This is a genomic window from Thermanaerothrix solaris (assembly GCF_032334255.1).
In the GTDB taxonomy this organism is placed as follows: domain Bacteria; phylum Chloroflexota; class Anaerolineae; order Anaerolineales; family Anaerolineaceae; genus Thermanaerothrix; species Thermanaerothrix solaris.
Map to the genome: position 1 here is coordinate 845,320 of NZ_JAUHMF010000001.1, position 26,361 is coordinate 871,680.

General features: G+C 51.8%; 26 protein-coding genes. 11 read left to right on the forward strand and 15 right to left on the reverse strand.

Annotation, left to right across the window (positions count from 1 at the left end; all coding sequences use genetic code 11):
- Positions 1-6: 6 nt before the first annotated feature.
- A complete protein-coding gene (locus QYE77_RS03825) occupies positions 7-672 on the reverse strand; it encodes a nucleotide exchange factor GrpE (RefSeq protein WP_315624036.1) in 666 nt (221 codons plus the stop codon).
- Positions 665-1,738, reverse strand: a complete 1,074-nt coding sequence (gene hrcA, locus QYE77_RS03830) for a heat-inducible transcriptional repressor HrcA (protein ID WP_315624037.1) — start codon at positions 1,736-1,738, stop codon at positions 665-667. Before hrcA ends, QYE77_RS03825 begins: the two co-directional genes overlap by 8 nt.
- 191 nt (positions 1,739-1,929) lie before the next feature.
- Here hrcA and QYE77_RS03835 point away from each other — a divergent pair, with 191 nt between their 5' ends.
- Genes QYE77_RS03835 through QYE77_RS03855 form a run of 5 tightly spaced genes read left to right on the forward strand, consistent with a single transcriptional unit; the run spans position 1,930 to position 6,933 of the window.
- Complete coding sequence (locus QYE77_RS03835) at positions 1,930-3,726, forward strand: SLC13 family permease (RefSeq protein WP_315624038.1); 1,797 nt, start codon at positions 1,930-1,932, stop codon at positions 3,724-3,726.
- A 7-nt stretch (positions 3,727-3,733) separates the two neighbouring features.
- Positions 3,734-4,852 carry a tRNA guanosine(34) transglycosylase Tgt gene (tgt, locus tag QYE77_RS03840; RefSeq protein ID WP_315624039.1) on the forward strand — a complete coding sequence of 373 codons (1,119 nt, stop codon included), beginning with the start codon at positions 3,734-3,736 and terminating at the stop codon, positions 4,850-4,852.
- Between the two features lie 10 nt (positions 4,853-4,862).
- Positions 4,863-5,681 carry an undecaprenyl-diphosphatase UppP gene (gene uppP / locus QYE77_RS03845; RefSeq protein WP_315624040.1) on the forward strand — a complete coding sequence of 273 codons (819 nt, stop codon included), beginning with the start codon at positions 4,863-4,865 and terminating at the stop codon, positions 5,679-5,681.
- A gap of 47 nt (positions 5,682-5,728) precedes the next feature.
- Positions 5,729-6,394 carry a uridine kinase gene (gene udk / locus QYE77_RS03850; protein WP_315624041.1) on the forward strand — a complete coding sequence of 222 codons (666 nt, stop codon included), beginning with the start codon at positions 5,729-5,731 and terminating at the stop codon, positions 6,392-6,394.
- Positions 6,391-6,933, forward strand: coding sequence for a VTT domain-containing protein (locus QYE77_RS03855; protein WP_315624042.1), 543 nt, complete (start codon positions 6,391-6,393; stop codon positions 6,931-6,933). The genes udk and QYE77_RS03855 overlap by 4 nt, the downstream gene beginning before the upstream one ends.
- Positions 6,934-6,963: 30 nt before the next feature.
- Here the strand turns inward: QYE77_RS03855 and QYE77_RS03860 are convergent, their stop codons facing one another.
- The 5 genes from QYE77_RS03860 to QYE77_RS03880 all read right to left on the reverse strand — a co-directional run bounded on the left by QYE77_RS03860 (position 6,964) and on the right by QYE77_RS03880 (position 12,003).
- Positions 6,964-8,382 (reverse strand): DUF4129 domain-containing protein, encoded by a 1,419-nt coding sequence (locus tag QYE77_RS03860; protein ID WP_315624043.1) that lies wholly within the window; start codon positions 8,380-8,382, stop codon positions 6,964-6,966.
- Complete coding sequence (locus QYE77_RS03865) at positions 8,379-9,587, reverse strand: DUF58 domain-containing protein (protein WP_315624044.1); 1,209 nt, start codon at positions 9,585-9,587, stop codon at positions 8,379-8,381. Before QYE77_RS03865 ends, QYE77_RS03860 begins: the two co-directional genes overlap by 4 nt.
- Positions 9,584-10,522 carry an AAA family ATPase gene (locus QYE77_RS03870; RefSeq protein ID WP_315624045.1) on the reverse strand — a complete coding sequence of 313 codons (939 nt, stop codon included), beginning with the start codon at positions 10,520-10,522 and terminating at the stop codon, positions 9,584-9,586. Before QYE77_RS03870 ends, QYE77_RS03865 begins: the two co-directional genes overlap by 4 nt.
- A gap of 27 nt (positions 10,523-10,549) precedes the next feature.
- Positions 10,550-11,341: an SAM hydrolase/SAM-dependent halogenase family protein gene (locus QYE77_RS03875; RefSeq protein WP_315624046.1), complete on the reverse strand. Its 792-nt coding sequence runs from the start codon at positions 11,339-11,341 to the stop codon at positions 10,550-10,552.
- Between the two features lie 119 nt (positions 11,342-11,460).
- Complete coding sequence (locus tag QYE77_RS03880) at positions 11,461-12,003, reverse strand: SET domain-containing protein (RefSeq protein ID WP_399389428.1); 543 nt, start codon at positions 12,001-12,003, stop codon at positions 11,461-11,463.
- A 391-nt stretch (positions 12,004-12,394) separates the two neighbouring features.
- On the opposite strand from QYE77_RS03880, the gene QYE77_RS03885 reads away from it, so the two are divergent.
- The 6 genes from QYE77_RS03885 (at position 12,395) to QYE77_RS03910 (ending at position 16,777) form a co-directional block, all read left to right on the forward strand.
- Positions 12,395-12,601, forward strand: coding sequence for a dodecin (locus tag QYE77_RS03885; RefSeq protein WP_315624048.1), 207 nt, complete (start codon positions 12,395-12,397; stop codon positions 12,599-12,601).
- A gap of 91 nt (positions 12,602-12,692) precedes the next feature.
- Complete coding sequence (locus QYE77_RS03890) at positions 12,693-13,616, forward strand: DMT family transporter (protein WP_315624049.1); 924 nt, start codon at positions 12,693-12,695, stop codon at positions 13,614-13,616.
- Positions 13,617-13,717: 101 nt separating this feature from the next.
- Complete coding sequence (locus tag QYE77_RS03895; protein WP_315624050.1) at positions 13,718-14,305, forward strand: RNA polymerase sigma factor; 588 nt, start codon at positions 13,718-13,720, stop codon at positions 14,303-14,305.
- Positions 14,286-14,825 (forward strand): hypothetical protein, encoded by a 540-nt coding sequence (locus QYE77_RS03900; protein ID WP_315624051.1) that lies wholly within the window; start codon positions 14,286-14,288, stop codon positions 14,823-14,825. The genes QYE77_RS03895 and QYE77_RS03900 overlap by 20 nt, the downstream gene beginning before the upstream one ends.
- Positions 14,822-15,886 carry a bactofilin family protein gene (locus QYE77_RS03905; RefSeq protein WP_315624052.1) on the forward strand — a complete coding sequence of 355 codons (1,065 nt, stop codon included), beginning with the start codon at positions 14,822-14,824 and terminating at the stop codon, positions 15,884-15,886. Before QYE77_RS03900 ends, QYE77_RS03905 begins: the two co-directional genes overlap by 4 nt.
- A 3-nt stretch (positions 15,887-15,889) precedes the next feature.
- On the forward strand, positions 15,890-16,777 hold the full coding sequence (locus tag QYE77_RS03910; protein ID WP_315624053.1) for a toast rack family protein: 888 nt from the start codon (positions 15,890-15,892) through the stop codon (positions 16,775-16,777).
- On the opposite strand, the gene nadD is transcribed toward QYE77_RS03910, so the two are convergent.
- From nadD to QYE77_RS03950, 8 genes are all read right to left on the reverse strand, one after another.
- Positions 16,770-17,375: a nicotinate-nucleotide adenylyltransferase gene (gene nadD, locus QYE77_RS03915; RefSeq protein ID WP_315624054.1), complete on the reverse strand. Its 606-nt coding sequence runs from the start codon at positions 17,373-17,375 to the stop codon at positions 16,770-16,772. The two genes, QYE77_RS03910 and nadD, sit on opposite strands and share 8 nt — an antisense overlap.
- Positions 17,372-18,637 carry a GTPase ObgE gene (gene obgE, locus QYE77_RS03920; RefSeq protein ID WP_315624055.1) on the reverse strand — a complete coding sequence of 422 codons (1,266 nt, stop codon included), beginning with the start codon at positions 18,635-18,637 and terminating at the stop codon, positions 17,372-17,374. The genes nadD and obgE overlap by 4 nt, the downstream gene beginning before the upstream one ends.
- Before the next feature lie 57 nt (positions 18,638-18,694).
- On the reverse strand, positions 18,695-20,011 hold the full coding sequence (locus QYE77_RS03925) for a cyclic 2,3-diphosphoglycerate synthase (protein ID WP_315624056.1): 1,317 nt from the start codon (positions 20,009-20,011) through the stop codon (positions 18,695-18,697).
- 41 nt (positions 20,012-20,052) lie between these two features.
- A complete protein-coding gene (argS, locus tag QYE77_RS03930; protein WP_315624057.1) occupies positions 20,053-21,810 on the reverse strand; it encodes an arginine--tRNA ligase in 1,758 nt (585 codons plus the stop codon).
- A gap of 183 nt (positions 21,811-21,993) precedes the next feature.
- Positions 21,994-22,269, reverse strand: a complete 276-nt coding sequence (gene rpsT / locus QYE77_RS03935; protein ID WP_315624058.1) for a 30S ribosomal protein S20 — start codon at positions 22,267-22,269, stop codon at positions 21,994-21,996.
- A gap of 151 nt (positions 22,270-22,420) precedes the next feature.
- Entirely contained in the window at positions 22,421-23,596 is a 1,176-nt protein-coding gene (locus QYE77_RS03940; RefSeq protein WP_315624059.1) for a phosphoglycerate kinase, read from the reverse strand.
- Positions 23,597-23,686: 90 nt separating this feature from the next.
- A complete protein-coding gene (gap, locus tag QYE77_RS03945; RefSeq protein WP_315624060.1) occupies positions 23,687-24,739 on the reverse strand; it encodes a type I glyceraldehyde-3-phosphate dehydrogenase in 1,053 nt (350 codons plus the stop codon).
- A gap of 41 nt (positions 24,740-24,780) precedes the next feature.
- On the reverse strand, positions 24,781-26,172 hold the full coding sequence (locus QYE77_RS03950; protein WP_315624061.1) for a gluconeogenesis factor YvcK family protein: 1,392 nt from the start codon (positions 26,170-26,172) through the stop codon (positions 24,781-24,783).
- Positions 26,173-26,361 lie beyond the last annotated feature (189 nt).

A 26,361-nucleotide genomic window follows, 5' to 3' on the forward strand; every position in this document is an offset into this window, starting at 1 on the left:
TTCCTCCTAGCGTGCAACTCTCACCAGCGCCGGTCGGAGCACGCGATCGCCGATGGTATATCCTTGTTGAACCACTTCAATGATCTGGCCGCTTTCGTGTTCGGGGCTTTCGTCATGCGAAATGGCCTCATGTAAATTCGGGTCAAACATTGCCCCTTCTGCAGGAATGCGCTTGACCCCTTCGGCCTCTAAAATGGCCATCAATTTTTTGTAAATCAATTCGATGCCCTCCAGCCACTGTGGATCAACGTTTGTCGGGCGATTTTTAAGCGCTCGTTCCAGGTCATCCACAATGACCAGATACTTTTTAAGAATATTCGCCGCAATGGTCTCAGCCAGTTGGCTCTGCTCGCGCTCAATGCGCTTTTTATAATTAATGAAATCCGCTCGTTCGCGCTGCCAGCCCTCAAAATAGGCTTTCTCTGACTGTTGAGCGCGTTCAAGCTCCTGTTTCAAGGCTTCGTATTCGCTTAATGGAATGGTGGTCATTGGTTCACTGGTCGCTTCGGTTGTTCCTTCCTGAAGTTGTTCAATGGCTGAAGCCGTCTCCTCAGTCGTTTCTGCCGGCGTAGAAGCCATGGCATCTGAGGACACAGCTTGCGGTTCAGCAGCAGCCTGCGTTTCTTCTGCACTTATTGGGACTGCTTTGGACTCACGCTCATCTTTATTCATGGCTCACCTCGCCCTCCGGTTTTATCGCCGAATCATCCATCAATGTTTCAGTTACCAAATCGCTCAGTAAGTTGGACATAAAACGGACCACGGATATCGCCCGGCCGTAGGACATCCGCATCGGGCCTAAGACCCCCAGCGTGCCAACAGCCACCCCAGGTGCGCCGTAACTGCCTAACACGATGGAACACTGCCGTAACTCTTCCCAGGTTCCTTCACCACCGATAAGCACTTGAATTCCACCTGGTGTGTGGGTCAAGACGGTGCGAGCCAAAAGGTCTTGAAGTAGAGTGGGTTCCTCCAACAACTTGAGCGCTCGACGGGCTTCATCGGAGGCAGTAAATTCGGGTTCGGAGAGTACATTGGTAAGACCGTCCAGATACACCTCCCCGGCCACTACCGAATCTACCTGCTCCATTTCCTCCAAAACCCACTCAACCACATCCGCCTCTAAACCCTCGACCAACGAACGCAGAGTGCGGATTTGCTCCGCATCTTTCCCTTGATAAAGGGTTGTAATATGGTGAGCGGCTTGGGAGAGTTGATCTTGCCCCACCGGTTCACTTAGAATCAAGATGCGTTGATGAATTTCTCCACCCACCATGACCAGCACCATCAACACCTGGCGGCCACGGGTGGCGATCAGTTCCAGATGCTTTAGACGTGCTTTCTCGGGATGCGGTGCGGTCACCAATGAAGCAGCCCGCGATTGATGCGCTAAAATCGAGGCCGCCAAACGCATCCACTGCTCCACATCGTAGCGCATCTGGTAGAATTGATGACTGATCATGCGCCGGGTCGAGTCGGGCAACTCGGTAGCCTGTATCAAGCGGCTCACAAAATAGCGGTATCCTTCTTCAGTGGGCACGCGCCCTGCCGAAGTGTGAGGTTGACGTAGATAGCCCCGCTCGGTAAGTACGGCCAACTCATTACGCACCGTAGCCGATGACATATCCAGTTTATAGCGTGCCACCAAATGCTGAGAGGCCACCGGCGTTGCGGTGCGAATATATTCGTGAATTACTAAGGTCAGAATAAACTTCTGACGTTCGGTAAGGTCATTCATCGCTTCACTCACCTATAATTAGCACTCTCGAAGTGAGAGTGCTAAAAACATTTCGAGTTTCATCATACCATGCTTAAAGGAAAAACGTCAAGTCGAATGCAAGATTCTTACAAAACGCTAATATTTCGCCAAACCTTCAATCGTCTTGCTGCCATTTCTACCGCCTTTTAGGCTATAATCCTGCCTGACCCATGAGCACATCATCCCTATTTGTTTTGGGAATCACACTGATTGCCGGGGGGCTCCTGATCTCCGGACGCCTGCGTCCTGACCTGATTGCCCTACTAATCATGGTTGTTTTGGGATTAAGTGGAACGGTTGCGCCCCGCGATGTTTTTTCCGGCTTCAGTTCCTCTGCCGTCATCACCATTTTGGGAATTTCGATCATTTCCACTGGGTTACAGCAAACTGGCGTCACCTTGCGCCTGGGTCATCTTATGCGACGCCTAGGGCACCGGTCTGAAGCCGGTCTTGTACTTACCGTAACCCTGGTGTCTGCTGCCCTTTCTCTCTTTATGAATAACATCGCTGCAGTCGGTGTACTTCTTCCTGCGGTGATGAGTGTGGCTCGTCAATCCAATACCCCCCCATCAAAACTGCTTATGCCGCTGGCATACGGCACCATTTTGGGAGGAATGGCTACGCTGTTGACCACATCGAACATCATTGCCAGCGGTGCTCTACGCGAGGCCGGTTTGCAGCCCTTTGGTCTGCTGGACTTTCTCCCGGTCGGTATACCTATCGTTGCGATTGGCAGTTTATATATTACTTTCGTAGGTCGCCATTGGCTACCCCGTGAAAGCCCCGGGTTGGCATCACGCACCATCACCCAACTGAGCGCAGAACTCGCCAACCTTTATCATCTGCATGATCACCTTGAAACCCTAGAAATCCTGCCTCATTCCCCCCTCGCGCATCGCTCGATTGCAGAGAGCGATTTTGCCAACCGCCTTGGGCTGATTATTGTGGGTGTCTTATCCAATGGCGCCTTAAAGCCCGCCCCACCCAAATCGTATATCCTTTCCCCCGGCGATCATCTCTTAGTCAAGGGGCATTGTGATCCCGCCACTTTAGAAATGTTAGGGCTGAACCCTGCCTCGTCCCCTACCCCTGCTTCCATGTTAATCAGCGAGAGTGTGCGATTGGCAGAAGTCGTGATCAGTCCGCATTCGACACTGATTGGACGCACCCTAAAATCCACCCACTTCCGCGAGAAATATAACTTAAACGTCATCAGCATCTGGCGTGAGGGTCACCCTCTGCATGCCGACTTAGGTAATATTCCCCTGCAAGTTGGCGATGCCCTGCTCGTGCAGGGCTCGGCCGCCCGCATCCGCATGCTGCGTGAAGATTCGGACCTAATCTTACTTGAAGAAGATCCGGACGCGGTGCTTATACCCCATAAATACCCTTTGGCCTTTTGGATCACCCTCTTAACACTGGGCATTGCGGCTCTAGGTATTCTGCCGGTAGCAGAAGTGGTTCTGGCGGGCGCTGTCCTGCTGTTGCTTACCCGTTGTCTCAGCATGGATGACGCATATCGCAATATTGAATGGAAGGCCATCTTCGTCATCGCCGGGATGTGGCCGCTCAGCATTGCTATTCGCACTTCTGGGCTATCTGACTTTGTAGCCCTGAAAATGATTGATCTGGTTGGTCAAGGTTCCTCCACGCTTATTGTGCTCACCCTCATTCTGCTCGCCCTTGGGTTTACCCAATTACTGGGAGGACAGGTGGCCGCGTTGGTTTTGGCGCCGCTCGCCCTTTCTTCCGCCACCCAAACCGGCTTGGACGCCCGTGGCCTAATGATGGCTGTAGCCTTGGGTTGTTCCCTAGCCTTCCCAACCCCCTTTGGTCATCCGGTCAACATTATGGTCATGAGTTCGGGCGGTTATACTCTAAAAGACTTTGTTAAGGTAGGAACACCTTTAACCATCCTTACAATTATCACTATTCTGGTGGGATTGAAACTCTTCTGGGGAGTATAACTTTAGCATGAATCCAAAACCCTTCGCCTTTGAGGTTACCGCCCGTCAGGGGCGCGCCCGCGCTGGGATAATTCATACCCCGCATGGGATAATTCCGACCCCTATCTTTGCGCCGGTTGGCACCCAGGCCACCGTCAAAGCCGTTACCCCGGCTCAACTAGAGGAACTTGGAGTATCCCTAGTGCTCTCAAACACCTATCACCTTTATCTCCGCCCCGGTGCTGAATTAATCGCCGAGTTGGGTGGTCTGCACCGGTTTATGCATTGGCCTCATCCCATCTTGACCGATTCGGGAGGGTTTCAGGTCTTTTCTTTAAGTGAAACCCGCCAGGTAGACGATGATGGGGTCACTTTTCGCAGCCACATTGATGGTTCACGCCATCGCCTGACCCCCGAACTGGCCATTGAGGTTCAAGAGAAACTTGGGGCCGATATTATCATGGCTTTTGACGAATGTGCACCGCCCTATGATCGTGCCTACAACGAGCGCGCTCTCGAAAGAACGCACCGCTGGGCGGTCCGTTGCCTAGAAGCCCATACTCGCACCGACCAGGCGCTCTTCGGGATTGTCCAGGGCGGCGTTTTCCTGGATTTACGTGAGAAATCAGCGCAGTTTTTGGTAAGCCTGGATTTTCCCGGTTATGCCATTGGTGGGCTCTCGGTCGGCGAAACCAAGGGTGAGATGCATGCTGTCCTCGAACTGGTGGACGGCATCCTCCCCGAGGATAAACCACGCTACCTGATGGGAGTGGGCACACCACAGGATATTGTCAACGGCATCTTACGTGGGGTAGATGTGTTTGATTGTGTCCTGCCCACCCGCCTCGCCCGCCACCATGCTGCCATGACTCGCAACGGGCGGCTAAATATGATGAACGCCGTTTACGCTCGAGATCCATCCCCCATTGATCCTCAATGTTCCTGCTACACTTGCCGTAATTTCTCACGCGCCTATATCCGCCATCTTATTGTGGCGCGCGAAATGTTAGCCGCCACCTTGCTTTCAATTCACAATATATCCACCCTGATCCAGTTGGTAAACGAAGCCCGTGATGCTATCTTGACCGGAACATTTGACCAGTTCGCCGCAGCATTTTTTGCTTTGCAAAATCAATCCAACGTTTGAGGTATGGTTCATGACTATCACCCAGGCTTTCATTTTAGGCATTGTCCAAGGGGTTACCGAGTTTCTCCCTATTTCCAGTTCAGCCCATCTTGTAATCACTCCTTTCCTTTTAGGTTGGCAATTACCCGCAGACCAGGTCTTTCCCTTCGATGTCCTGGTACAAATTGGCACTCTGCTCGCCGTGATCCTTTATTACCGCGTCGAATTGTGGCGCATCCTCACAATCTGGCTAAAAGATCTGCTCGCACGTGATCCCTTTGCCCATCTCGAATCACGGTTAGGTTGGCTGCTCTTGCTATCCACAATACCTGCCGGTTTGGGGGGGATTTGGCTTAAAGATACCGTTGAACACGCTTTCCTCCGCCCAGACCTAACCGCACTTTTCTTATTTGGCACAGCCATCCTGCTAAGCCTGGCGGAGAAAATTGGGCGCCAAAACCGCATACTGGCGGAATTGAACTGGCGCGACGCGCTATGGGTGGGTTTTGCCCAGGCTCTGGCGCTTTTCCCGGGAATCTCCCGTTCTGGTGCATCCATTGCGGGAGGAATGACCCGTCACTTGGAGCGCCCTGCTGCAGCACGCTATGCTTTTCTCATGGCGGTGCCGGTCATGCTGGCGGCAGGGGCCATGGGGGTGTGGGACTTGCGCACCGTGAATAACCTGGGTGAATTTTTGCCGGTCATGGCAGTCGGTTTCATCACGGCAGCGGTTGTTGGCTACCTGAGCATTCATTGGCTTTTGCGCTATCTATCCCGTCACAGTTTATTGATCTTTGCCGTTTACTGTGTCCTTTTGGGCGCGCTCACCCTGGGGGTCTATTTTCTTTAGCATAAATTCTCGTCAGTGTCTTTCCCTTTCGGTATAATGAAATCAGGATGAACAAGCAGCGACCAATACCACTTGTTATCGGAATAGCTGGGGGTTCGGGGTCAGGCAAGACCACCGTGGCCAACGTCATCTTGGAACGCGTAGGACGAGATCGCATTGCCTACCTACCTCATGACGCTTATTATCGTGATTTGGCCGACTTGCCACCTAACCAGCGCGCTGAGGTCAATTTCGACCACCCCGATTCGCTAGAAACCAGCCTGTTAATTGAGCACATACAGCGCTTGAAGCAATGGCAACCGATTGATTTGCCAGTATACGACTTCACCACTCACACCCGAACCTCACGCACGATTCGGGTTGAGCCCAAGCGGGTCATTATCGTCGAAGGGATCCTGATTTTTGCCGAGCCGGCCCTGCGTGAACTGTTTGATGTTAAGATTTTCGTGGATACCGACCCTGATATCCGTTTTATTCGCCGTTTGCAGCGCGACATCACCGAACGAGGTCGAACCACGGAGTCGGTCATCAAACAATACCTCACGACTGTCCGTCCCATGCACTTGGATTTCGTCGAACCCTCTAAACGTTACGCCGATGTCATTATTCCCGAAGGGGGTATGAATACCGTTGCTCTGGACATGGTGATCTCTCGCATCCAAGCGCTGCTTCAAGAGGATGATCCCCCAGCGCAAGAGGGGATCTCCACATGACCCAAGAACAACGTACCCGTCTCTTACGTGTTCTTGCTCTTGTCTTTGCCCTCGGTTTGACCCTGGCTCTCTACTTAAACCGTGATAAAGTACAGCACCTACAAGGGTATGGTTATTTTGGGATTTTTTTGATTTCATTGTTGACAAATGCTACCCTCATTTTGCCGGTTCCCGGGGTATTGATCACCTCGGCGATGGGTGCTGTCTTCAATCCTTTTTGGGTTGCTGTTGCTGCCGGAAGTGGAGCAGCCCTGGGGGAACTCTCGGGATATTTAGTGGGTTTTAGTGGGCAGGGTCTCATTGAGCGCACCCAATGGCACGAACGCTTTGAACCGTATATTCGCCGCTACGGAGGGCTGGCCATCCTGGTCCTGGCATTTGTCCCCAATCCAGCGTTTGATGTTGCAGGAATTATCGCCGGGGCGCTCAAAATGCCACTGAGAATTTTCCTCTTCTGGTGCTGGGTGGGAAAAGTGCTCAAGATGTTAATCTTTGCGTATAGTGGAGCCTTGATCCTGGGAAGCCCGCCGGCGGGTTGATTTCTCAGCAATCTAACCGCGATCGCACTATTACTTTTTAGTGCTTACGATTTGTTTCTCTTGTAAACGGCGCTGCCCTTCCGATGCCACCTCTGCCCAAGCACGCTCAACCCGAGCAATGTCCTCTGGATCTTCCGGGATCTCGCCGTAACGAACTTGGATATAGGTGTGGGTTAAGAGCCTTACCGCTTCAGTGTGTTCAGGGAATAGACCCATAAGGATTGGTAGAAACTCCAATGGCGTTACCGCGGGTGGGCGAGAATACCCCAGGGCTTCTGCTAGATCCAGCAGTTGCTGGTAGATAGCCCGGATCCGGTTGGCAATGTACTGACGTGAAGCCCGCCTGACATTTCTTGGTCGCTTGCGTGTCCGGCGTAGGTTTTTGACTAAGCGCGAAAGCCGCAATCGTTCCTCCACTCCACCCTCAACTCGAATGGGAAGCAACAGCATCCCCGGTGAACGCATTTCGATCACCACCAAAGCCAGTAAGAGTAAGATAGTTGCTAAAGCCAGCCCGGGTAAAAGGCGATCAAAGATAGACCAATTACTCCCCGTCTCGATGCCCTCAATTAATTGCTCCACCACCTTTGGAAGTTGCTCGCCCCCCACGATATCCGGCAGAGGCACTGACGGGGCGTTGCCTAAAAGCGGGAGCAGCCAGGAAATGAATAGCAACACAATACCGCCAAAGAGAAAAGCAATTAAGACCATGGGGATAGCCATCAAAGCCATCATCCCCCAACTTATCCACTCCACAGGTTGTTCTAAAACGGTCCCCACTACCACACCACTAAACGCAAGCACAAACCCCAACATGATGATGAATAGCCACCATGGCATTGCCGCAGAAGGTGCATATCCTCCCCGGCTTTGGAATAAATCTATCATGTGCCAAATGCCAATGCTACTTAGACTAAAGGCCAGGAAGAGAAAAACGGGCATCATCGTGGTCAGTGTAGGCCTCATCCCTCGAAAGAGGCCATATGCCAGTAGCATCACAATCCCCAAGCGCAATGATGCCACCGTTGCATCACTATCTATATGCAGTTTACTCAATCGTATCCCTCGCCAGACCAGGAGGAGCACAGAAACTCCATGCCAGAACCAGTGCCCCAGGGATACCCGACCGACTTCAACCCCATTCAAATCCCTATTCGCCCCCAAATCGTTGATGGAAAACCCAGCTAGGAGCACCCCCAGAATTAATATCGCTCCAACAATGTACCCCACCATAACCAAGCCGCGGATCCAAAGGGAAAGCCGATCTCGATGCCGTTCCAACTCGCGACTTAGACGCTCAGCCCCCCAGACCACCAAAAAAAGCGCTATGGCTATTCCAATAACACTTAACCTCGGAGAAACCAACGCTTGATACCACAAAGTCGCCCAAACAATCTCAGCAAGGGCTTGAAAAATAATCCCAATTTCAGCCCACTGCAGTAAACTCATTCTTTCTTACCCTTGACTTCGCTGGATAATGGATAGTGAATGGTCTTCACACCTGCGAGTGAAGGTGGTGGTGCCTCACTCAAAGCCACCAAAACCAGATGATGGCGATATCGCTTAATCAGGGTTATTGCCTCGATCAAAGAGGGATTAATCACTGCGGTTAAAATGACCAGGGTTGCTCCCATCGCTACGTGGGACGCTGTATGAACGAGAAATCGCTCAAACGGATGGGTGATCAAAGGGGTAACACCTGCCAACGCTTGTAATAATATGGCCAGATGGTCCATGGTGCGACCGGGTTGAATCTGCATTAACTGATCCGCTGATGTCAATCCGCCGTTGACAGCAAGCCCTACCGCATAACCGTCTTCGATCCCGTAATAGCAAAAAGAGGCTGCCACGCGAATGAGGTGTTCCAGCACTTCGGGGAGGGTACCCAACCAGGGATGTTCCGAGGTTGCCACGTTGACGCACAGCATCATGACCTGCGCGGAAATCGGCTGATATACTCGCGTTTGCAATTGTCCAGTGCGCGCCGTTGCCGGCCAATGAATCTGACGAAATGTATCTTCCGGGGTATAAGGACGAACCCCAATGGTTAAATTGGGATCCTCAAACAACCGTTTGCGCGTACCCCGTTCGCCATATGGGTCTTCCGAGAACAACTCTAAATGCGACCGGGGCACTAATTGGGGAAAAACGGTCACCGTCGCCGGCATTTCAATTTCTTCGTGGCATTCCCCCAGGCCAAAAGGATCCCCTGATTCTAGAGTTACCGGACCCAAGGAATAAACCCCGCGCCCCCCGAGGCGTAAACGGAAGTCCCGAACAACGCGACGATATCCCCACAAATGGTAAATGTTCGTTAGATACCCGCGGCCAGGCACATGGGAAGGAGCGAGAGAATCTCTCTCTTCAGGAGCCAGGTTTAATGGCCATGAGTCGCGAATGCGCAACCAGGTAACCGGCAAACGCTTCTGGTTTTCGATGCTCAACCGCAATGGCAACGTTTCTCCCGGAAAACCGCGCGTGTAAATTAAAGAACGACGATACACAATGTTCTGCAAAACGCGAACCCGCCAGAGATGGGCAATACCCAACACACCCCCTGTGGCTATTCCTAACCCAACCAGCCACTGAACACGAAACAACGTCCCAGCCAAGATCAAGGCTAAAATCAGAATTGCCCAGCCACGGATTTTCACCTCACCTCCACCGGGACAGGCACTGCAGCGATGATTTCATTGATCAGGTCTTCACGTCGGCGCCCGCGCAGCATAGCCTGAGGAGAAACGATTAGACGATGGCCCAGCACATACGGCGCCACATGTTTAACATCATCGGGCAAAACAAACTCCCGCCCATCCAGCGCCGCCCAGGCCTGCGCCATGTAGAACAGGTTCAAGGTCGCCCGTGGACTGGCCCCCAATTGAATCTCGGGGTTCTCGCGCGTCGCTTGAGCCATGCGCACAATATAGTCTCGTACCGAAGCCTCCACCCGTATCTGACGCCGCATGGCTTGCGCCTCTTGAATCGCCTCGGGACGAGTTACCGCAGTTAGGGTTTCCAGAGGATCTGATCGTTGAAAGCGCTCAAGTAGGGCGTTCTCTTCTTGAGGTGAGGGGTAGCCCAAGCCAATTTTGATCATAAAGCGGTCAATTTGGGCTTCGGGAAGCGGAAAGGTGCCTTCTAATTCCACTGGATTCTGGGTCGCAATAACTAAAAATGGGCGTGGGAGCGGGCGGGTGATACCATCGCTGGTCACCTGCCGTTCCTGCATTGCCTCCAATAGAGCCGATTGGGTCCGGGGAGTGGCACGGTTAATCTCATCCGCCAGGACAATATTCGCCATAATCGGGCCAGGCCGGTATTCAAATTCCTGTGTCTTTTGGTTGAACCACATTAAACCAGTCACATCTGAGGGAAGCAAATCGGGTGTAAACTGGATGCGGCGAAACGTACATCCCAAAGAAATTGCCAATGCTCGGGCTAAGGTCGTTTTTCCGGTGCCCGGCACATCCTCAAGCAACACATGACCTTCGCACAAAATAGCCGCCAGGACCAATCGAATAACTTCTTCCTTTCCAACGATTACGGTTTGAATATTCTTTAGCACTTGCTCTACCAATGATCTCAACAATGTACACCTCCAGAGAGCAGGTATGTATCAAGATCGAAGCATTTTGAGAGAATCTCCCACCCGAGCGTTTAGCGTCATTTCGGCGTTGCCGTTAACAATACACAGACTCAGGTAGCCGGTGCTATCAAACATGGCAATCAGATCTCCCGGCCGCCCTTCACCAAATGTGTTGACCAGTTTATCAATCTCACGGTCTTTATAATAAATCTTCCAGTGAAGGTCACCCGCTAAATGATGGGGTTGGATGTTCGTGATCAAATTACCAAAGACGTCAATGTAGATGATTTGACCTTGCCACCCTCCCTCCTCCGGAAAGGGTTCGGGCACCGGCAGCATAATCGGATCCTCAATTCGAGGGCCAAGCGCTTCCAAAGGCACTCCCTTAGCCAGGTGAGCGGCGACCGGGGCAAAAACATCTCGCCCGTGGAATGAACGGCTGACATTCGGCAACCAATATGCGGATTGTGTAAGATGAACAAATTCCATCGGCCACCTGTGGATCTCACCCTCCCGAATAACAAATGACAACAACCCGTTATCGGGTGCCACAAAAAAGTAATCACCTACCCTCGCCGCTAAGGGACGTCGTTGCGTTCCTACACCTGGATCCACCACCGCCACAAAGATACTCTCTGGCGGAAAGTAAGGATAGGCTTGCGCTAGCAAAAAGGCACCTTCAAAGACATTTTGCGGCCTTACGGCATGAGTGATGTCTGCAATTTGTACCGAGGGTGAAATACCCCAGATCACTCCCTTCATAACCCCAACGTAATGGTCACGATATCCAAAATCCGTCAGTAAAGCCACGATACCTGCCATGTTTTCTCCCATTTCGAAGAATCACCTAACAAGTCACGATCCAATTCTGACAGAATCTTACCACGGTCGGGGAAATAAATTTCCCCACCTCTTCTTCATAACACTCATAGTTCCCAGGGCTAACTGCCCATCAATGACGGATTGGCCATTGCCTGGCGCATTTTTTCAATCCGCCGCTGTAAGTAAGGGGAAAAATACCCCCAATATCGTTCCTGAAGGCTGGGGAGCATCCAATCCCGACCCGTGACGATGCGCCGACAATGGGGAGAACCACAATGGCATTCAAATTCATCGTAATCGCTGGAATCACTCATCGCATAATCAAAACATGCCTCTTCCCCCACCGCAATATCTCGCATTGCCACCAGCGTGATTGGTGAACTCAAGCCACAATTAGGATCACACGAATGGTTAAAGTAGTCTGCCGGTTCACCATGGGTTAGAGGCACCATATAAAGATCCTCTTCAATTTGGATGCTGTGAATGCGGCGCTCAACGGGCAAAAGGCGCACTTGTGCTCCAGTCAATACCTGACCACCCCAAACAGCCAAGAGTTCCCCCGCCATAATGGGTTCTCGTGCAAAAAGTCCCAATCCTTTTTTGTCCGGGCAAGGTCGCAGTTCCAATTTAGGTGAACAATAAGAAAATGTGGTGAACTGCATAACATCCTCTCTAAAAGAAGGAATTGAAATAGTGTCTCTTAGAATCCGAACCAAAACTATTGTGCCTATTTGTTGTATAATCCCAACTCACCTCCACCATCCTTTACACCTATAGAAGACAGACATGCAAATCCAAAATAAAAATCACCCCACAGGGGTGAAAGGTACACTAGATTTTCAATTGACCTCAGCCGAGAAGGGAAAAATCGGTCGAAACAACCCAGAACGTCGCTATGACCGGACAGCCTCCACCTTCAAGGTCGAAACCCGTTTGTAAAACAATTATATCAGGTTATCCGCCACCTTTCGATGTTTTGGCTTAGAATTAGGTTATCTAAAGGTTCACTCGAGCACCGAGATCAATTGTATAAATAGCCAAAGGAGGCAAGCGATGAACAAGGTCTATAAAACCATCGAAATTACCGGCACGTCCGACGTCAGCATTGAAGATGCCATTCAAACCGCCATTGGGCGAGCTTCGCGCACCGTGCGTCAGTTACAGTGGTTCGAGGTGAGCGAAATCCGGGGGCGAATTGAGAATGATCATGTCGGGCAGTGGCAGGTAACGATAAAAATTGGGTTTACTTTAGAGGATTGATCCCCCCGATCAATCCCCATGTCTCAAGGCACAAAATAGAATTAAAAATCGGGGATGGGTGTGGACGAATCCCCAGCGCGAGATTATTGTGATGAAAAATACTCGTTTGAAATCAGATTTAATTTTGCTGCTGGTGGCTGTTATTTGGGGCAGCGGCTTTGTAGCGCAAAAAATTGCCGCCGCTGAAGTTGACAATTTCGTATTCAACGGCCTGAGGTTTACTATCGGGGGACTTTTATTAATTCTCGGCTTACGCTTGCACCTCCCTTCAAAAGCCCGGGAATGGAAATGGATTTTTCTGGGCGGCACGCTCCTCTTCGGCGGAAGCACGCTCCAGCAAATTGGAATTACCTCCACGACCGCCGCAAATGCAGGGTTTATCACCGGTCTGTATGTTGTTATCATTCCCTTGCTGCTATTCCTCTTTGGACGCCAACGACCGGGTTGGTATGTCTGGCTGGCTGCCGGAATGGCTGTCTTGGGTACATTGCTGCTCAGCAGTGGTTCTCTCCAGGTTCGCCTGAACCCCGGTGATACCATTATCCTGGGCGGCGCTTTTATCTGGGCCCTCCATGTGATAACAGTAGGCCAAGCCGCTCAACGCATGAATGCGTTTATTTTTGCTGCCGGTCAGGCACTGGTGTGCGGTTTGCTCAATCTCGCCATTGTAGGAAATCTTCTCCCCCAAAAACTTCACGCTATAAGCCCGGCAACCCTGACTGCCACTATCTACTCAGCGGTTTTCATTGTCGGTCTGGCGTTTACACTTCAGGTCATTGGTCAACGCCACGCCCCACCGGCAGACGCTGCCATCCTATTCAGCAGTGAAGCCGTGTTTGCCGCGCTTTTTGGCGCATTGTTATTGGGAGAAAAACTCCAGCCGACACAATGGTTAGGCGCCCTCTTGATTTTTGTGGCCATGTTACTTTCGCAGGGTCAGGTATTGTTGACAGCCTCTTCACCATCGCCTTCAACAGTCAGGGCTCAACCTGCAGAATCAGCCTTGGATGATTAATAGCCACAAACCATTCGTGGATAGCACTAGGGCCACGCAACCCGACTGGGATTTCTGCGTAGATTAAAGCAGAAAGCACAAGAGGTAAATGGAGCATCACGGTGGCTGAATTTGACCCGGGCATCTTAAAGGATGTTTCCCACGATATAGACGCCTTTAGCCAGGTCGTGGCCACCTACCAGACTCAGGTCTATAATCTGTGCTTTCGTATGTTAGGCGATGTTCAAGAGGCCGAAGATGCAGCGCAAGAGACGTTTTGGCGCGCTTTTCAAGCCCTTCACCGTTACGATCAATCTCGCCCGTTCTTGACCTGGCTGCTCTCAATAGCTGCCCACTACTGTATTGACCAACTGCGTAAGCGTCGAACCCCGGTGGAAAATATCCAGGAATGGATGGACGAAGTACTCCCCAGCACCGAACCCAGTCCCGAGAGCCAATATGCCCGCCGCGAGGAGCATCAATACATCCAACATCTTCTCATGCGCTTAGAACCCCACGAACGTGCCGTTTTGATCTTGCGATACTGGTATGAAATGAGCGAACTTGAAATGGCTGAAACGCTCTCCCTTTCCGTAAGCGCCGTAAAAAGTCGTTTGCATCGCGCCCGCCAAAAAATTGCACACATGTGGAAGGAACAACAACGCCATTTTGCCCAAAAGGAGACGACCCATGAAGCACCCGCCTATTGAACCCTGGTATTGTGAAGTAGAAAAGGCAGAGATCCAGCCACAGAATTTGGAACGCCATTTAACCGCGTGCTCTCATTGTCTCGAAACCTATCAGTCCTGGCAAGAGGTAGAACGGGCACTTCTTCGTCTGCCCTTGCATGCACCTACATCGGGTTTTGCCAATCGCTGGCAGTCTTATGCTCGTGTCCGCTCCCAACAGACCCAGGAAGCATTCTGGAATTGGAGTGTGGGACTGGTCAGTGTGGCATTGTTGGTAATCGCTAGTATGGTCACTTTGCTGATCCTATTCTTTGATTCCTCCTTCGTTACCGAGATGATTTCAAATATTATCCGCATGCTCTCCCGTCTTCCCCTCACGTGGCTTCAACTGCGCTATGCCTTCACCTTCTGGTTGCGTGAGATTCCACCTTATTGGATAGCCGCCTTTGGTTTATTCCTTTATGCGTGGACTATTCTCCCACTTGGTACCTGGTTATACGCTTTTATTAAATTCACCTCCCGAGGAGTTAAACCGTCATGAAAGCAAAAACCAGCGAAGTATGGCTTGCGTCGCTCATCAGCCTGATCCTGCTATTAGGAATATGGCAACCTGCTTTGGCGTTTCCGCCTTCATCTTCCATGCCCCAAACCTACAGCAGAGATCGCCTCGTTGTTGGAGAAACGTTCACGCTTCACAGTGGCGAAACATTAGAGGGCGATCTTGTCGTTATTGGCGGGTTAGCCGATATCCAAAGGGGAGCCACTGTCAACGGCGATGTTGACCTACTAGGGGGAAGCCTGAAACTGGCTGGTGAGGTCGTCGCCAGCATCAACGCCGTTGGAGCGACCATCGAACTTGAAGATGGGGCCATCATCCGCGGCGATATCCATGCCGTTGCCTCGTCTATTTCGGGGCTGGAAAAAGCCAACCTAATGGGCACACTGGATACCTTCACCCCTACCGGGAATTTCTGGCGTATGCCGGCCTTCCACTGGCAACCGTGGACTAACCTTCCTTCTGAGCCGTTCAATTTCCTCCAACGCACGTTCCTCGATCTCCTGCGCACACTGGCGGTTGCTATCTTAGCCCTATTAATTGCCCTCCTCCTTCCTACCCCTTTAGACCGCATCAGCCAAACACTGGTACATGAGCCATTTCTGAGCGGTGGATTGGGATTGCTAACCCTTTTGGTTATGCCAGCAGTGATTGTCGTTTTATTCATTACTATCATCCTCATCCCTGTAGCGCTCGTCGGGATCGTCATCCTTGCCCTGGCACTACTTTTAGGATGGGTCGCGGTAGGGTATGAAATCGGCAACCGCCTGGCCGAACTCTTCAAAAGCATTTGGAGTCCGCCTCTGGCGGCCGGAATCGGCACACTGGTGCTAGGGTTTGTGTTGTATTTGTTAGGATTTGTCTTCTGCCTGGGTGGTTTACTTAGTTTCCTCATCGGTTGTTGGGGATTGGGCGCCGTACTACTGAGCCGTTTTGGCACCCAGGTCTTCCGCACTGCCCCGCCAACTTCTCTCTCTTCGAGCGCCCTTAAAGACATTCACCCTTCACCAACAACCCACGAAGAAGAAATCCCTCCTAAGGAGTAAGCCATGAGACACACTGCATGGATGTTTACCCGCTCACTTGTACTCTTAACAGGCCTGTTACTCATCACCTCATTAGCCTGTTCCATTACGGTAGATTTGCCCAATCTACGTGTGCCCACCATGCAAGTCACCACGCCCAAGGTCATAACCATTGATGAGCCCCTACCCGCAGGAACAACTCAGCCCATTCGCCTTCGTCTAGAAATGGGTATGGGCGAGTTGAGACTTCAAGCCGGTGCTGAAGGTTTGATTGAGGGCAGTATTCGCTACAACCTCCCCGAGTGGGAACCCCAAATCCTGCGCGGTGAAAATGCCCTCACCCTGACCCAACGTCAAACCGAGGGTCAACTCGCCTTTCCCAAAGACACCATCAACGAATGGGATCTGAAATTAGGGAACTATCCCCTCGATTTGAGCATCAATGCCGGTGCCTATAAGGGAGAACTTGATTTGAGCGGTGTTCCTCTGACACGATTACAAATCTCAGATGGCGCCAGTGAAGCGCGGGTCATCTTCAATACCCCAAACCCTTTGCCGATGGAACAATTGCGCTACCGCACCGGCGCGTCCAAGGTCGAATTGGTGGGTTTAGGCAATACCAAAGCCGCCGAAATTGTCTTCGAGGGAGGAACCGGCGCATATACACTTGATTTCTCAGGAGATTTAAGCCAGGACACCAAGGTGCAAATCAAATCCGGCGTCTCGCAGGTTGTGCTGATTATCCCCGAAGAAACCCCGGCCCGGGTTGAAATTACCGGTGGGTTAAACAACATCACGCCACAAGGTACCTGGAGCATCCGTGATGGAGTATATGAAAAAAGCGGGAGTGGAGCGCGGCTTCTGATTGAGATTCAAATGGGAGTCGGCTCGCTTGAATTAAAAGTTAAGTAGTACGGTACAGCCGATATTTTTCCACCAGCGCATAAACTTGCGGCGGGAGGTAATAGCGATAAGCCTTACCGCCCGCTACGCGTTGGCGGATCTGGGAGGACGAAATCTCCAACAAGGGGGCATCTACAAACATTACCTTGCGCTCCAGACCCGGTAAAACGGCTTCAAGGTAAGAAAGATCCACCGCATCGCCAGGTCGCCGCATGACCCCTAAGCCATCACAAGCCTTGAGAAACTCCAAGGGTTGACGCCAGGTCGGTAAATCGCGTAGCGAATCTCCACCAATCAGATAAATCAGCCTATCCTCAGGATAAAGGTCGTGTAAAATGCGAAGGGTATCCACGGCATAATGCGGTCCGGGGCGGTCAATCTCAACTCGCGAAAGTTCAAACGATGGGTCATCTTGAATTGCCGCCATAACCATTTCCAGCCGGATGGCAAGGGGTGTTATAGGTTGTCCGCGCTTATGTGGCGGATCGGGTGTTAGTACCCACAACACCCGATCTAAATGCAATTGATCGGCCGCCTCAGAGGCGAGAATGAGATGTCCCACATGAGGAGGATCAAACGTGCCCCCGAAAATTCCTAGCCGGCTCATTCTTGCCACTCAAGTTCAAAATGATCGCCAATGAAGACAGTATCCCCGTTTTGAACCCCGGCCTGCCGTAGCGCCTCATCCACGCCTAAGGCCTCCATGAGTTTCTGGAAACGGCGCACCGATTCCTCATATTCCCAATAGGTCATGGCCGCGGCGCGCTCTACGGCTTCGCCGGTCACCTTGAAACTCCCATCCGGTAAACGGATGACCTGGAAAGCACGTGGATCGGCGGCAGGGCGATACACCGGGAGCTCTTCCTTCACCGGTACTGTCGGAGCTTGTTTCACCAGTTCAGCACACTGCCATAAAATGGGTTGTAAGCCAATTTTACGTAAAGCCGAAATCGCCGTGGCCTCGACACCGTGTTCTTTGAGCGCGCGTTGAATTTGCGGCCACCGCTCCTGAACCTCGGGGAGATCAATCTTGTTCAAAGCCACAATCATGGGTTTGCGCGTCAATTCGGGGTCAAACAGCGCCAATTCACTATTAATTTGGGCATAATCCGCCACCGGATCGGGCGAAAGTCCATCCAGCAAGTGAATCAGCACTTTGGTGCGTTGGATATGGCGTAGAAAGGCATCCCCCAACCCTACCCCCCGATGTGCCCCTTCGACCAACCCCGGAATATCCGCCAGAACCAGCGATGTGTTGGCATCGAGATCAGCCACCCCAAGGTTGGGTTCGAGCGTGGTAAAGGGGTAATCCGCAATTTTGGGTTTGGCGTTGGTTACTGCGGCGAGAAAACTGGATTTTCCGGCATTAGGCACACCCACAATCCCTACATCGGCGATTAATTTTAGTTCCAGGCGCAGGTTGCGTTCTTGTCCAGGTTCCCCTTTTTCCGCAATTCGCGGGGCCTGATTGCGAGGAGTGGCAAAACGCGCGTTACCACGGCCCCCACGCCCTCCGCGACATACCACTAAACGTTGTCCAGGCGCGGTTAAATCCCCCAGCAACTCCCCGGTGTCATCATCATAAACGACCGTCCCTGGCGGAACCGGGATGATCAAGTCATCTCCGGAACGCCCGGTCATATTATTGGGGCCTCCGCGTTCACCATCCGGCGCGATAAAACGACGTTGGTAGCGAAACTTGACCAGGGTATTTAAGAAAGGTGAAACCTCAAGGATGACATCCCCCCCTCGCCCACCATCACCCCCATCCGGGCCGCCGCGGGCCACGTACTTCTCACGATGGAAGTGCACAATGCCATCCCCACCTTTGCCGGAACGAACGTAAATCCTGGCCTCGTCAATAAACATACCCTACCATCCCAAATGAGGGGTGAGAAAGGCAATTCTTTCTCACCCCTGACGAACTTATTTACCCAGTTTTGCCTTCAGAATGTCTTCAAGGGTTGGCTGTCCGATTTCTTGAAGTTCATAGCGTACCCGCTGAACCGGCTTGTTGATTTTTATCACCCGGGTAATGTCTATAGGCGTTGCAGAGATCACCAGGTCCACTTCAGCGCGGTTAATGGTCTCTTCCAATTCCTGCATTTGAACTTCGCCGTAGCCCATAGCCGGAAGGATGGGGCCCGTTTGCGTATATTTGCGGTAGGTCTCGGCAATGGAACCAACCGCATAGGGACGCGGATCTACTATCTCAGCCGCCCCAAAGCGGCGCGCTGCTACCCACCCTGCGCCATAAGCCATCTCACCATGGGTCAGGGTTGGCCCATCCTCAATGACCAAAACGCGCTTGCCCCGAATGGCTTGCGGATCATCCACAAAAATGGGGGAAGCGGCTTCAATAATAATGGCTTGCGGGTTTAAGGCTTGCAGGCTTTCGCGAACCTGCATCACAGCCTCAGGATTAGCTGTGTCCACCTTGTTGATCACAAACACATCGGCCCGCCGCACATTGGTTTCACCAGGATGGTAACGGTATTCATGCCCGGGGCGGTGGGGATCGGCCACCACGATGCGCAGATCTTCCTGATAAAACGAGAAGTCATTATTACCGCCATCCCACAAAATCACGTCCACTTCGGCTTCAGCCTGGTGCAGGATTTTTTCATAATCCACACCAGCGTAGACGATGACCCCATTGTCCAGGTGGGGCTCATACTCTTCGCGTTCCTCAATCGTGCATTCGTAGCGATCCAAATCCTCATAACTGGCAAAACGCTGAGCCTCTTGGCGCACCAGATCCCCATAAGGCATAGGGTGACGAATGGCCGCTACTCGGAAACCCATGCTGCGCAGGATTTTTGCCACCCGGCGGCTGGTTTGGCTCTTCCCGGAGCCGGTTCGAACTGCACACACTGCCACCACCGGCTTGGTGGATTTCAATTGGGTGCTTCTAGGGCCCATTAAGCGGAAATCCGCACCGGCAGCCATAACCAAAGAGGCCTTATGCATCACATATTCGTGAGACACATCGCTGTAAGCAAATACGACCTGATCTACCGTCAGGGTCTTGATCAGGTGCTCCAAATCGCTTTCGGGGTAAATTGGGATACCCTCAGGATACAAAGGACCGGCTAACTGGGGTGGGTAACGCCGCCCCTCGATGTTGGGTATCTGGGTTGCCGTAAACGCCACCACTTGATAGTCCGGGTTATTGCGGAAGAAAACATTGAAGTTGTGAAAATCGCGACCTGCGGCACCCATGATGATCGTTCGAATGGCCATAGGTTATTACATCCTCCTGGGTGTTGGAATTGGAAACCGGATTACATCGCCTCAGGGGCGCTAATCCCAAGCAAAGCCAGACCCACTTCCAGTGCCTGGCGTGCAGCCGCTACCAAACGGAGCCGGAATGAACGAACCTCCGGTTCGGCTTGTAAGACCGGACATTGGGTGTAAAAATCATTGAATACGCGCGCCAATTCATATATAAGATTAGAGATAAGCAACGGACGAAATTCTGCCGCCGCGCGTTGGATCTCACCCGGTAAACGCGAAATCAAATCCACTAACTCAATTTCTGGGGTGGTTAATTCATGAGACGGAAGGGTAGAGGGTGGTACCTCAAAGTTCACCTTGCGCAGGATGCTACCGGCTCGAACATAGGCATATTGAATGTAAGGCGCTGCCTGTCCATTGATATCCAGTGCGCTCTCCCAGTCAAACGTCACGATTTTGGTATTATCCCGTGAAAGCATAGAATACTTAATCGCGCCCAAGGCCACTGCATGGGCGATCGCCTGTTGTTTCTCGGCGGGTAACTCCGGATTCTTTACCTGCACGATTTCTAAGGCTCGCCGTGTTGCCTCACGAACGAGGTCTTCCAATAGCACCACCGTCCCCTCACGTGAAGACATCGTTACATTGCCGGGCAGGTTGACAATTTCATAGGCCAAATGGTAACACCTGCTTGCCCATTCATATCCCATCAACTCTAGCGTTTTAAAAATCTGTTGCAGGTAAAGGGTCTGGCGCACATCCACAACATAAATAGAGCGCACCAAATCATATTCCTGGAATTTTAAAATGGCCAAGGCCAGATCTTTGGTGGCGTAAAGCGATGTCCCATCCGAACGCAAAACAACCAGGGTGCGATATTTGTCTTGGGTGCCCAAGAGTTCATCCAGAGGAACAACCACCGGACCCTCAGGCCGTTCATCGCGCGCAATACCCCGCCGGATTAACTCTTCCACCAATTTAATACCGGGTTCTTCGACTTCGCTTTCAAAATAGACACGATCAAAATGAACTCCCAACAAGGCATAGATCTGGTCGAACCCCTCCAATGACCACTGACGTGTCTTTTGCCACAGGGCTAAGATTTCGGGATCACGTTGATGCCAGCGCGCAAAAAGGGCACGTACTTGCGGTTCTACTGAAGGATCTTCTTCATAGCGCCGATCCGCCTCAGCATAAAGATCTCCCATCCAACGCGTCTTATCTTCACCGGGTTCCTCACCAGCATGATAGGTCATATAATTCCATAACCACTTGATGACATGAAGGCCAATATCCCCGATGTAATTAGCCCGTATAACCTCATAGCCCGCGAATTCCAAGATATTTGAGATCGCCGTACCGAGAATAACATTCCTGAGGTGACCCACATGAAAAGCCTTGTGAGTGTTGGGCTGTGAAAATTCCACCATCACCTTTTCGCCTCGTGAAGCCGTCCGCCCGAACGTTCGCCCCTGCTCCAGAACAGTATCTACCACTCTTTGGGCATAGCGGTCGGGTGAAAAGTGAAGATTCAGGTAACCATTAACTGCCTCGATTTGAGAAAAACCTTCTATTTCACCCAGAAAAGCAGCGATTGCCGCAGCGAGTTCCTGTGCCCGTTGATTGACCTTGACCGCTTTTCCCTGACGGGCTTCCTGAGCCGCTAACTGAAAAAAAGAGGTCGAAATGCCCCAATGGCCGGCAAAGGGGATCCACTTCCATTGAATTTGGGGTTCAGGCAACCCATTTTGCGCGCAATACTGACGAATTTTTTCTTCAACTAAGTATTGTTCACGTTCAAACATGTGGCTGATGCCTCGGTATTCAGGATTATACAAATACACTTTTGTCTTGTCGAAAGGCAAGCCGATTATATCATAGGCCTTTATCGCCGATTCTTAGATAAGTCGGTAGGAACATAAATAAGCGGGAGACCAATGCTCCCGCTCACCTCGAGGCGAATAGAAGATAAAAAGAGAATGCTTTAATTAGACCGCTTTGTTAAGCAAAGCGGCAAAGCGTTTCATCAAGCGGCTTTTCCGGCGCGCAGCATTGTTTTTATGAATAATCCCTTTCTCAGCCGCTTTATCCAGCGCTTTTTGAGCGCGAAGCACAGCCGCACGGGCTTCATCGAGATTACCGCTTTCAATTGCTGCGTTAGCCTTTCGAATAAACGTGCGCGCTGATCCACGATAAACCCGGTTGCGCAGGCGTCGCTTTTCATTCTGCCGATTGCGTTTGATTTGAGACTTGATGTTAGCCAAAGCCCATCCTCCATCAGTTTAACTTTCGGAAGCCGATTTTACCAGAAGAACCTCAATTCGTCTAGGAAAATCTCGAACTCAAGTGTGGTAAACCGCGCCCTTATAAAAAATCAGCCCCGGAAACTTGTCCGGGGCTGATCGGTGTACATACTTATTTATCCAATAGTGCGGCAACGCCGGGCAGTACCAAACCCTCCAACATTTCCAGAGATGCACCACCGCCAGTTGAGATATGGGTGATCTTATCGGCCAAACCCGACTGGTTGATAGCCTGCACCGACTCGCCACCGCCGATGATGCTCACCGCGCCACTTTCTGCCACAGCGCGTGCGATACCGAATGTGCCCTGAGCAAACTTCGGAAACTCAAAAACACCCATCGGGCCGTTCCACACCACCGTGCCCGCTCCGGCAATCACTTTGCTATACGCCTCCACGGTTTGCGGCCCAATATCCAATACCCGCCAGCCTTCCGGCACCGGCCCAACTGGCATCACCTTCGACTCTGCTTCGGCGTCAAAGCGATCTGCGATCACTACATCTACCGGCAGATACAGGCGCTCACCGCCCTCTGCCAGCAAGGACTTGGCAGTTTCGAGTGCCTCATCCTCAACCAACGAATCACCCATCGGGATACCCTTGGCTTTGAAGAAAGTATTCGCCATCCCACCGCCGATCAAAATGGCATCCGCTTTCTTCAAGAGATTGCGGATAACACCGATTTTGTCGCTGATCTTGGCGCCACCCAGGATCGCCACAAAGGGGCGCTTGGGATTTTCAATCGCCTCACCCAGGTATTTGATTTCTTTCTCCATCAGGAAGCCCGCCACCGCCGGCAGGTAATGTGCAATTCCTTCGGTGGAAGCGTGAGCGCGATGAGCGGAGCCAAAGGCATCGTTCACATAAATGTCCGCCAACGCAGCCAGGGCTTTCGCCATCTCAGGATCATTCTTTTCTTCCTCGGGATGGAAACGGGTGTTCTCTAACAAGAGGACTTCCCCTGGTTTGAGTGCTTTAGCGGCTTCCTCAGCCACCGGCCCAATACAATCTTCTGCAAATTTCACCGGCTTCCCCAGCAGGTTGGCCAGATAATCCGCCACCGGTTTAAGGGAATATTTAGGATCCGGGCCTCCTTTTGGACGACCCAAATGGGAAGCAAGTATGACCGCCGCGCCTTGATCTAATAGATACTGAATGGTCGGCAACGCTGCACGAATGCGCGTATCATCCCCAACCACACCGTCTTTAATAGGAACGTTGAAATCTACACGCACGAACACGCGTTTGCCCTTAACATCAACATCTCGAATTGTCTTCTTGTTGAACATGATTCCCTCCCACATTTAGAAGATGGTCATGCGCAACCCCGAGGTGTTTCTAAGGTCGCGCATGACCTGAGTTTCAAGAGCGGCATTCGACTATAACGATTTTGCCATTAACGCGGCCAGGTCAGCGGTGCGGCAGGAGTAACCCCACTCGTTATCGTACCAGGCCACCACTTTGACCAGATTGCCACCCATGACCATGTTCGAGGGCAAGTCAATAATGGAAGAGCGGGAGTCGCCTTTGAAGTCCATCGAAACCAGCGGCTCATTATAGCCACCATTGGTGACACCCAGGATGCCCTTGAGCGGACCATTCGCCGCATCAATGAAGACCTGATTGAGTTCTTCCTTGGTGGTGGGTTTTTCCACCGTTGCAACAAAGTCCACGATTGAAACCGTGGGGGTGGGCACGCGCAGGGCATAACCGTCAAATTTGCCCTTCAAATCGGGGATGACCAACGCCACTGCCTTAGCCGCGCCGGTGGTCGTGGGGATAATGTTAAGGCCAGCCGAGCGGGAGCGGCGCATTTCTTTCTTGTGCCCCTGATCCAAGATCACCTGATCGTTCGTATATGAGTGAATGGTCACCATCACCGCATTAAGGATCTTGAAGTGATCATGGACCACCTTTGCCGCCGGCGCCAAGCAGTTGGTGGTGCAGGAGGCATTGGAGACCACATGATGTTTTGCGGGGTCATACATATTTTCGTTGACGCCGAGGACAATTGTAATATCCTCGTTCTTTGCCGGTGCGCTAATGATGACCTTCTTCGCACCGCCCTTATCAATGTGAACGCGAGCACCAGGCTTGCCCTTCGCCGGATCGCCCAAAGCATCGGTGAAGACACCCGTGGACTCGATCACAATGTCTACACCCAGATCCTTCCATGGCAGGTTGCCCGGATCTTTCTCGGCAAACACCTTGATGCGCCGCCCGTCAATGACAATATCCCCATCTACCACCTCCACGCTACCCGGGTAAATTCCGTAGGTGGAGTCAAACTTGAATAGATGCGCATTCTGCTTCGCATCGAACAGATCATTGACCGCTACGACTTCCAGGTCATTGGGGTAACGCTCAAGGATGGCCTTGAGAACCAAACGGCCAATACGGCCAAAACCATTGATACCAACTTTGACTGCCATTGTGCACCTCCACAAGATTTAGGATTGTTAGAATGGTTGGTTCAATTCCTCCCCTTTTCCGCATAGGTGCTGAGCACACCTTCACGGGGAAGGGTATCTTCACGTCCAGATAGCGGCCCGGTGCGCTCGTAGTAGAGATCCATCACCACTTGAGCCAACCGTGCCGCATCATGTCGCCAGGGTTGCTCATCATCCACCAAATCCGCACAGTAGATAGCATGACGTTCTTCCAACTCTGGCGAGGGCAAAACCGCCCGCACCCCCTCGGGCAGATTCTTGGGGGGGCGGTTATTACACACGATCAAATCAAAAATCGGTTCTCCGAGATGACGCTCGATGGCTCTTACGTGATCCGCACAGGTAAACGTATCCGTCTCTCCACGCTGGGTTGCTACGTTACAAATATAAAACTTCAACGCCCGACTGGATTTCAAGGCCGCAGCAATATCAGGTACCAGTAAGTTAGGCAATATGCTGGTAAAGAGAGAACCCGGCCCGATCAAAATCAGGTCGGCATTAAGAATGGCTTGCACCGCGGGGGGATAACCTAAGGGTGCGTTGGGTTCCAGCCACACCCGTTCGACCTGTCCACCCACTTTCGGGATATTACTCTCGCCCTTGACACGGAGGGTGCGCCCATTTTCCGGCGTTTTTACCTCCGCCACCAAACGGACGTCATGCAAGGTTGAGGGGAGAACCCGTCCCCGTACTGCTAAAACTCGTCCTGACTCGGCGATGGCTTCCTCAAACGAACCGGTGATATCGGCTAAGGCGGTGATCAAAAGGTTACCTAGGTTGTGTCCATTTAACCCCGCCCCAGCCGGAAAGCGGTAGCGGAACAACTGTGTAACTAGTTCCTCGTCATCCGATAGAGCCGCCAAACAGTTACGAATATCTCCGGGCGGCAGTACGCCCATATGACGCCGCAACTCACCCGATGAGCCGCCATCATCGGCCACCGTCACAATGGCGGTGATATTGTGGGTATAAGCTTTCAAACCACGTAACAACGTGGAGAGCCCCGTTCCTCCGCCAATGGCCACAATACGCGGCCCGCGTTCCCGGCGACGGTAATCCGTCACTGTTTCCACAATAGGTTTGCCGGGGCGTAAAAATGGCCGTAAAAGTGAACGGCTAAGCCCCCAGCCTCCCCAGAGGATAAGCCCTACCCCAATACTGGCGAAAATGGCAATGCGCAGAGGGCGGTCAATAAAACGGAGGGCAAGAATAGAAAGCCATGGTAGCCAGGGAGTATCGGGTGCCCCGCGGTAAATGTCGAGCAGAGAAAGCGTGACCCCCGTACCTAAAAACGTGGTTCCAATAAGTAGAACCAACAACCAACGCTTAACGCCAATCCCTGGCGTAAGCCATCGCAGTGCCAGCCTCATACGCCGTTGCCAGGAATGCCAGGGACGAGACGTTAACTTGCCCATACCATCTTATTTATAACCGTCTTTTGTTTGGGCGTCAACGAAAACTTTCTGGTATGAACAGCTGAATTTATTATACCACTATTTGTGATAATTATCACAATACCCCGATTCAAACCGCTAATTTTCCCATGCTATAATGAGGGAAGTAAATGCAATTAACATCCTTTAACTGCTACAGAGACCTGTTAA

What these genes read in the sequence shown, in the direction of transcription:
- QYE77_RS03890 (WP_315624049.1), top strand. Translation starts at nt 12,693, where the DNA reads ATGAAAAATACTCGTTTGAAATCAGATTTAATTTTGCTGCTGGTGGCT.
- uppP (WP_315624040.1), top strand. Translation starts at nt 4,863, where the DNA reads ATGACTATCACCCAGGCTTTCATTTTAGGCATTGTCCAAGGGGTTACC.
- obgE (WP_315624055.1), bottom strand. Translation starts at nt 18,637, where the DNA reads ATGTTTATTGACGAGGCCAGGATTTACGTTCGTTCCGGCAAAGGTGGG.
- QYE77_RS03925 (WP_315624056.1), bottom strand. Translation starts at nt 20,011, where the DNA reads ATGGCCATTCGAACGATCATCATGGGTGCCGCAGGTCGCGATTTTCAC.
- nadD (WP_315624054.1), bottom strand. Translation starts at nt 17,375, where the DNA reads ATGAGCCGGCTAGGAATTTTCGGGGGCACGTTTGATCCTCCTCATGTG.
- QYE77_RS03825 (WP_315624036.1), bottom strand. Translation starts at nt 672, where the DNA reads ATGAATAAAGATGAGCGTGAGTCCAAAGCAGTCCCAATAAGTGCAGAA.
- QYE77_RS03905 (WP_315624052.1), top strand. Translation starts at nt 14,822, where the DNA reads ATGAAAGCAAAAACCAGCGAAGTATGGCTTGCGTCGCTCATCAGCCTG.
- gap (WP_315624060.1), bottom strand. Translation starts at nt 24,739, where the DNA reads ATGGCAGTCAAAGTTGGTATCAATGGTTTTGGCCGTATTGGCCGTTTG.
- QYE77_RS03860 (WP_315624043.1), bottom strand. Translation starts at nt 8,382, where the DNA reads ATGAGTTTACTGCAGTGGGCTGAAATTGGGATTATTTTTCAAGCCCTT.
- hrcA (WP_315624037.1), bottom strand. Translation starts at nt 1,738, where the DNA reads ATGAATGACCTTACCGAACGTCAGAAGTTTATTCTGACCTTAGTAATT.
- udk (WP_315624041.1), top strand. Translation starts at nt 5,729, where the DNA reads ATGAACAAGCAGCGACCAATACCACTTGTTATCGGAATAGCTGGGGGT.
- QYE77_RS03855 (WP_315624042.1), top strand. Translation starts at nt 6,391, where the DNA reads ATGACCCAAGAACAACGTACCCGTCTCTTACGTGTTCTTGCTCTTGTC.
- QYE77_RS03950 (WP_315624061.1), bottom strand. Translation starts at nt 26,172, where the DNA reads ATGGGCAAGTTAACGTCTCGTCCCTGGCATTCCTGGCAACGGCGTATG.
- tgt (WP_315624039.1), top strand. Translation starts at nt 3,734, where the DNA reads ATGAATCCAAAACCCTTCGCCTTTGAGGTTACCGCCCGTCAGGGGCGC.
- QYE77_RS03880 (WP_399389428.1), bottom strand. Translation starts at nt 12,003, where the DNA reads ATGCAGTTCACCACATTTTCTTATTGTTCACCTAAATTGGAACTGCGA.
- QYE77_RS03885 (WP_315624048.1), top strand. Translation starts at nt 12,395, where the DNA reads ATGAACAAGGTCTATAAAACCATCGAAATTACCGGCACGTCCGACGTC.
- QYE77_RS03875 (WP_315624046.1), bottom strand. Translation starts at nt 11,341, where the DNA reads ATGGCAGGTATCGTGGCTTTACTGACGGATTTTGGATATCGTGACCAT.
- QYE77_RS03835 (WP_315624038.1), top strand. Translation starts at nt 1,930, where the DNA reads ATGAGCACATCATCCCTATTTGTTTTGGGAATCACACTGATTGCCGGG.
- argS (WP_315624057.1), bottom strand. Translation starts at nt 21,810, where the DNA reads ATGTTTGAACGTGAACAATACTTAGTTGAAGAAAAAATTCGTCAGTAT.
- QYE77_RS03940 (WP_315624059.1), bottom strand. Translation starts at nt 23,596, where the DNA reads ATGTTCAACAAGAAGACAATTCGAGATGTTGATGTTAAGGGCAAACGC.
- QYE77_RS03910 (WP_315624053.1), top strand. Translation starts at nt 15,890, where the DNA reads ATGAGACACACTGCATGGATGTTTACCCGCTCACTTGTACTCTTAACA.
- QYE77_RS03900 (WP_315624051.1), top strand. Translation starts at nt 14,286, where the DNA reads ATGAAGCACCCGCCTATTGAACCCTGGTATTGTGAAGTAGAAAAGGCA.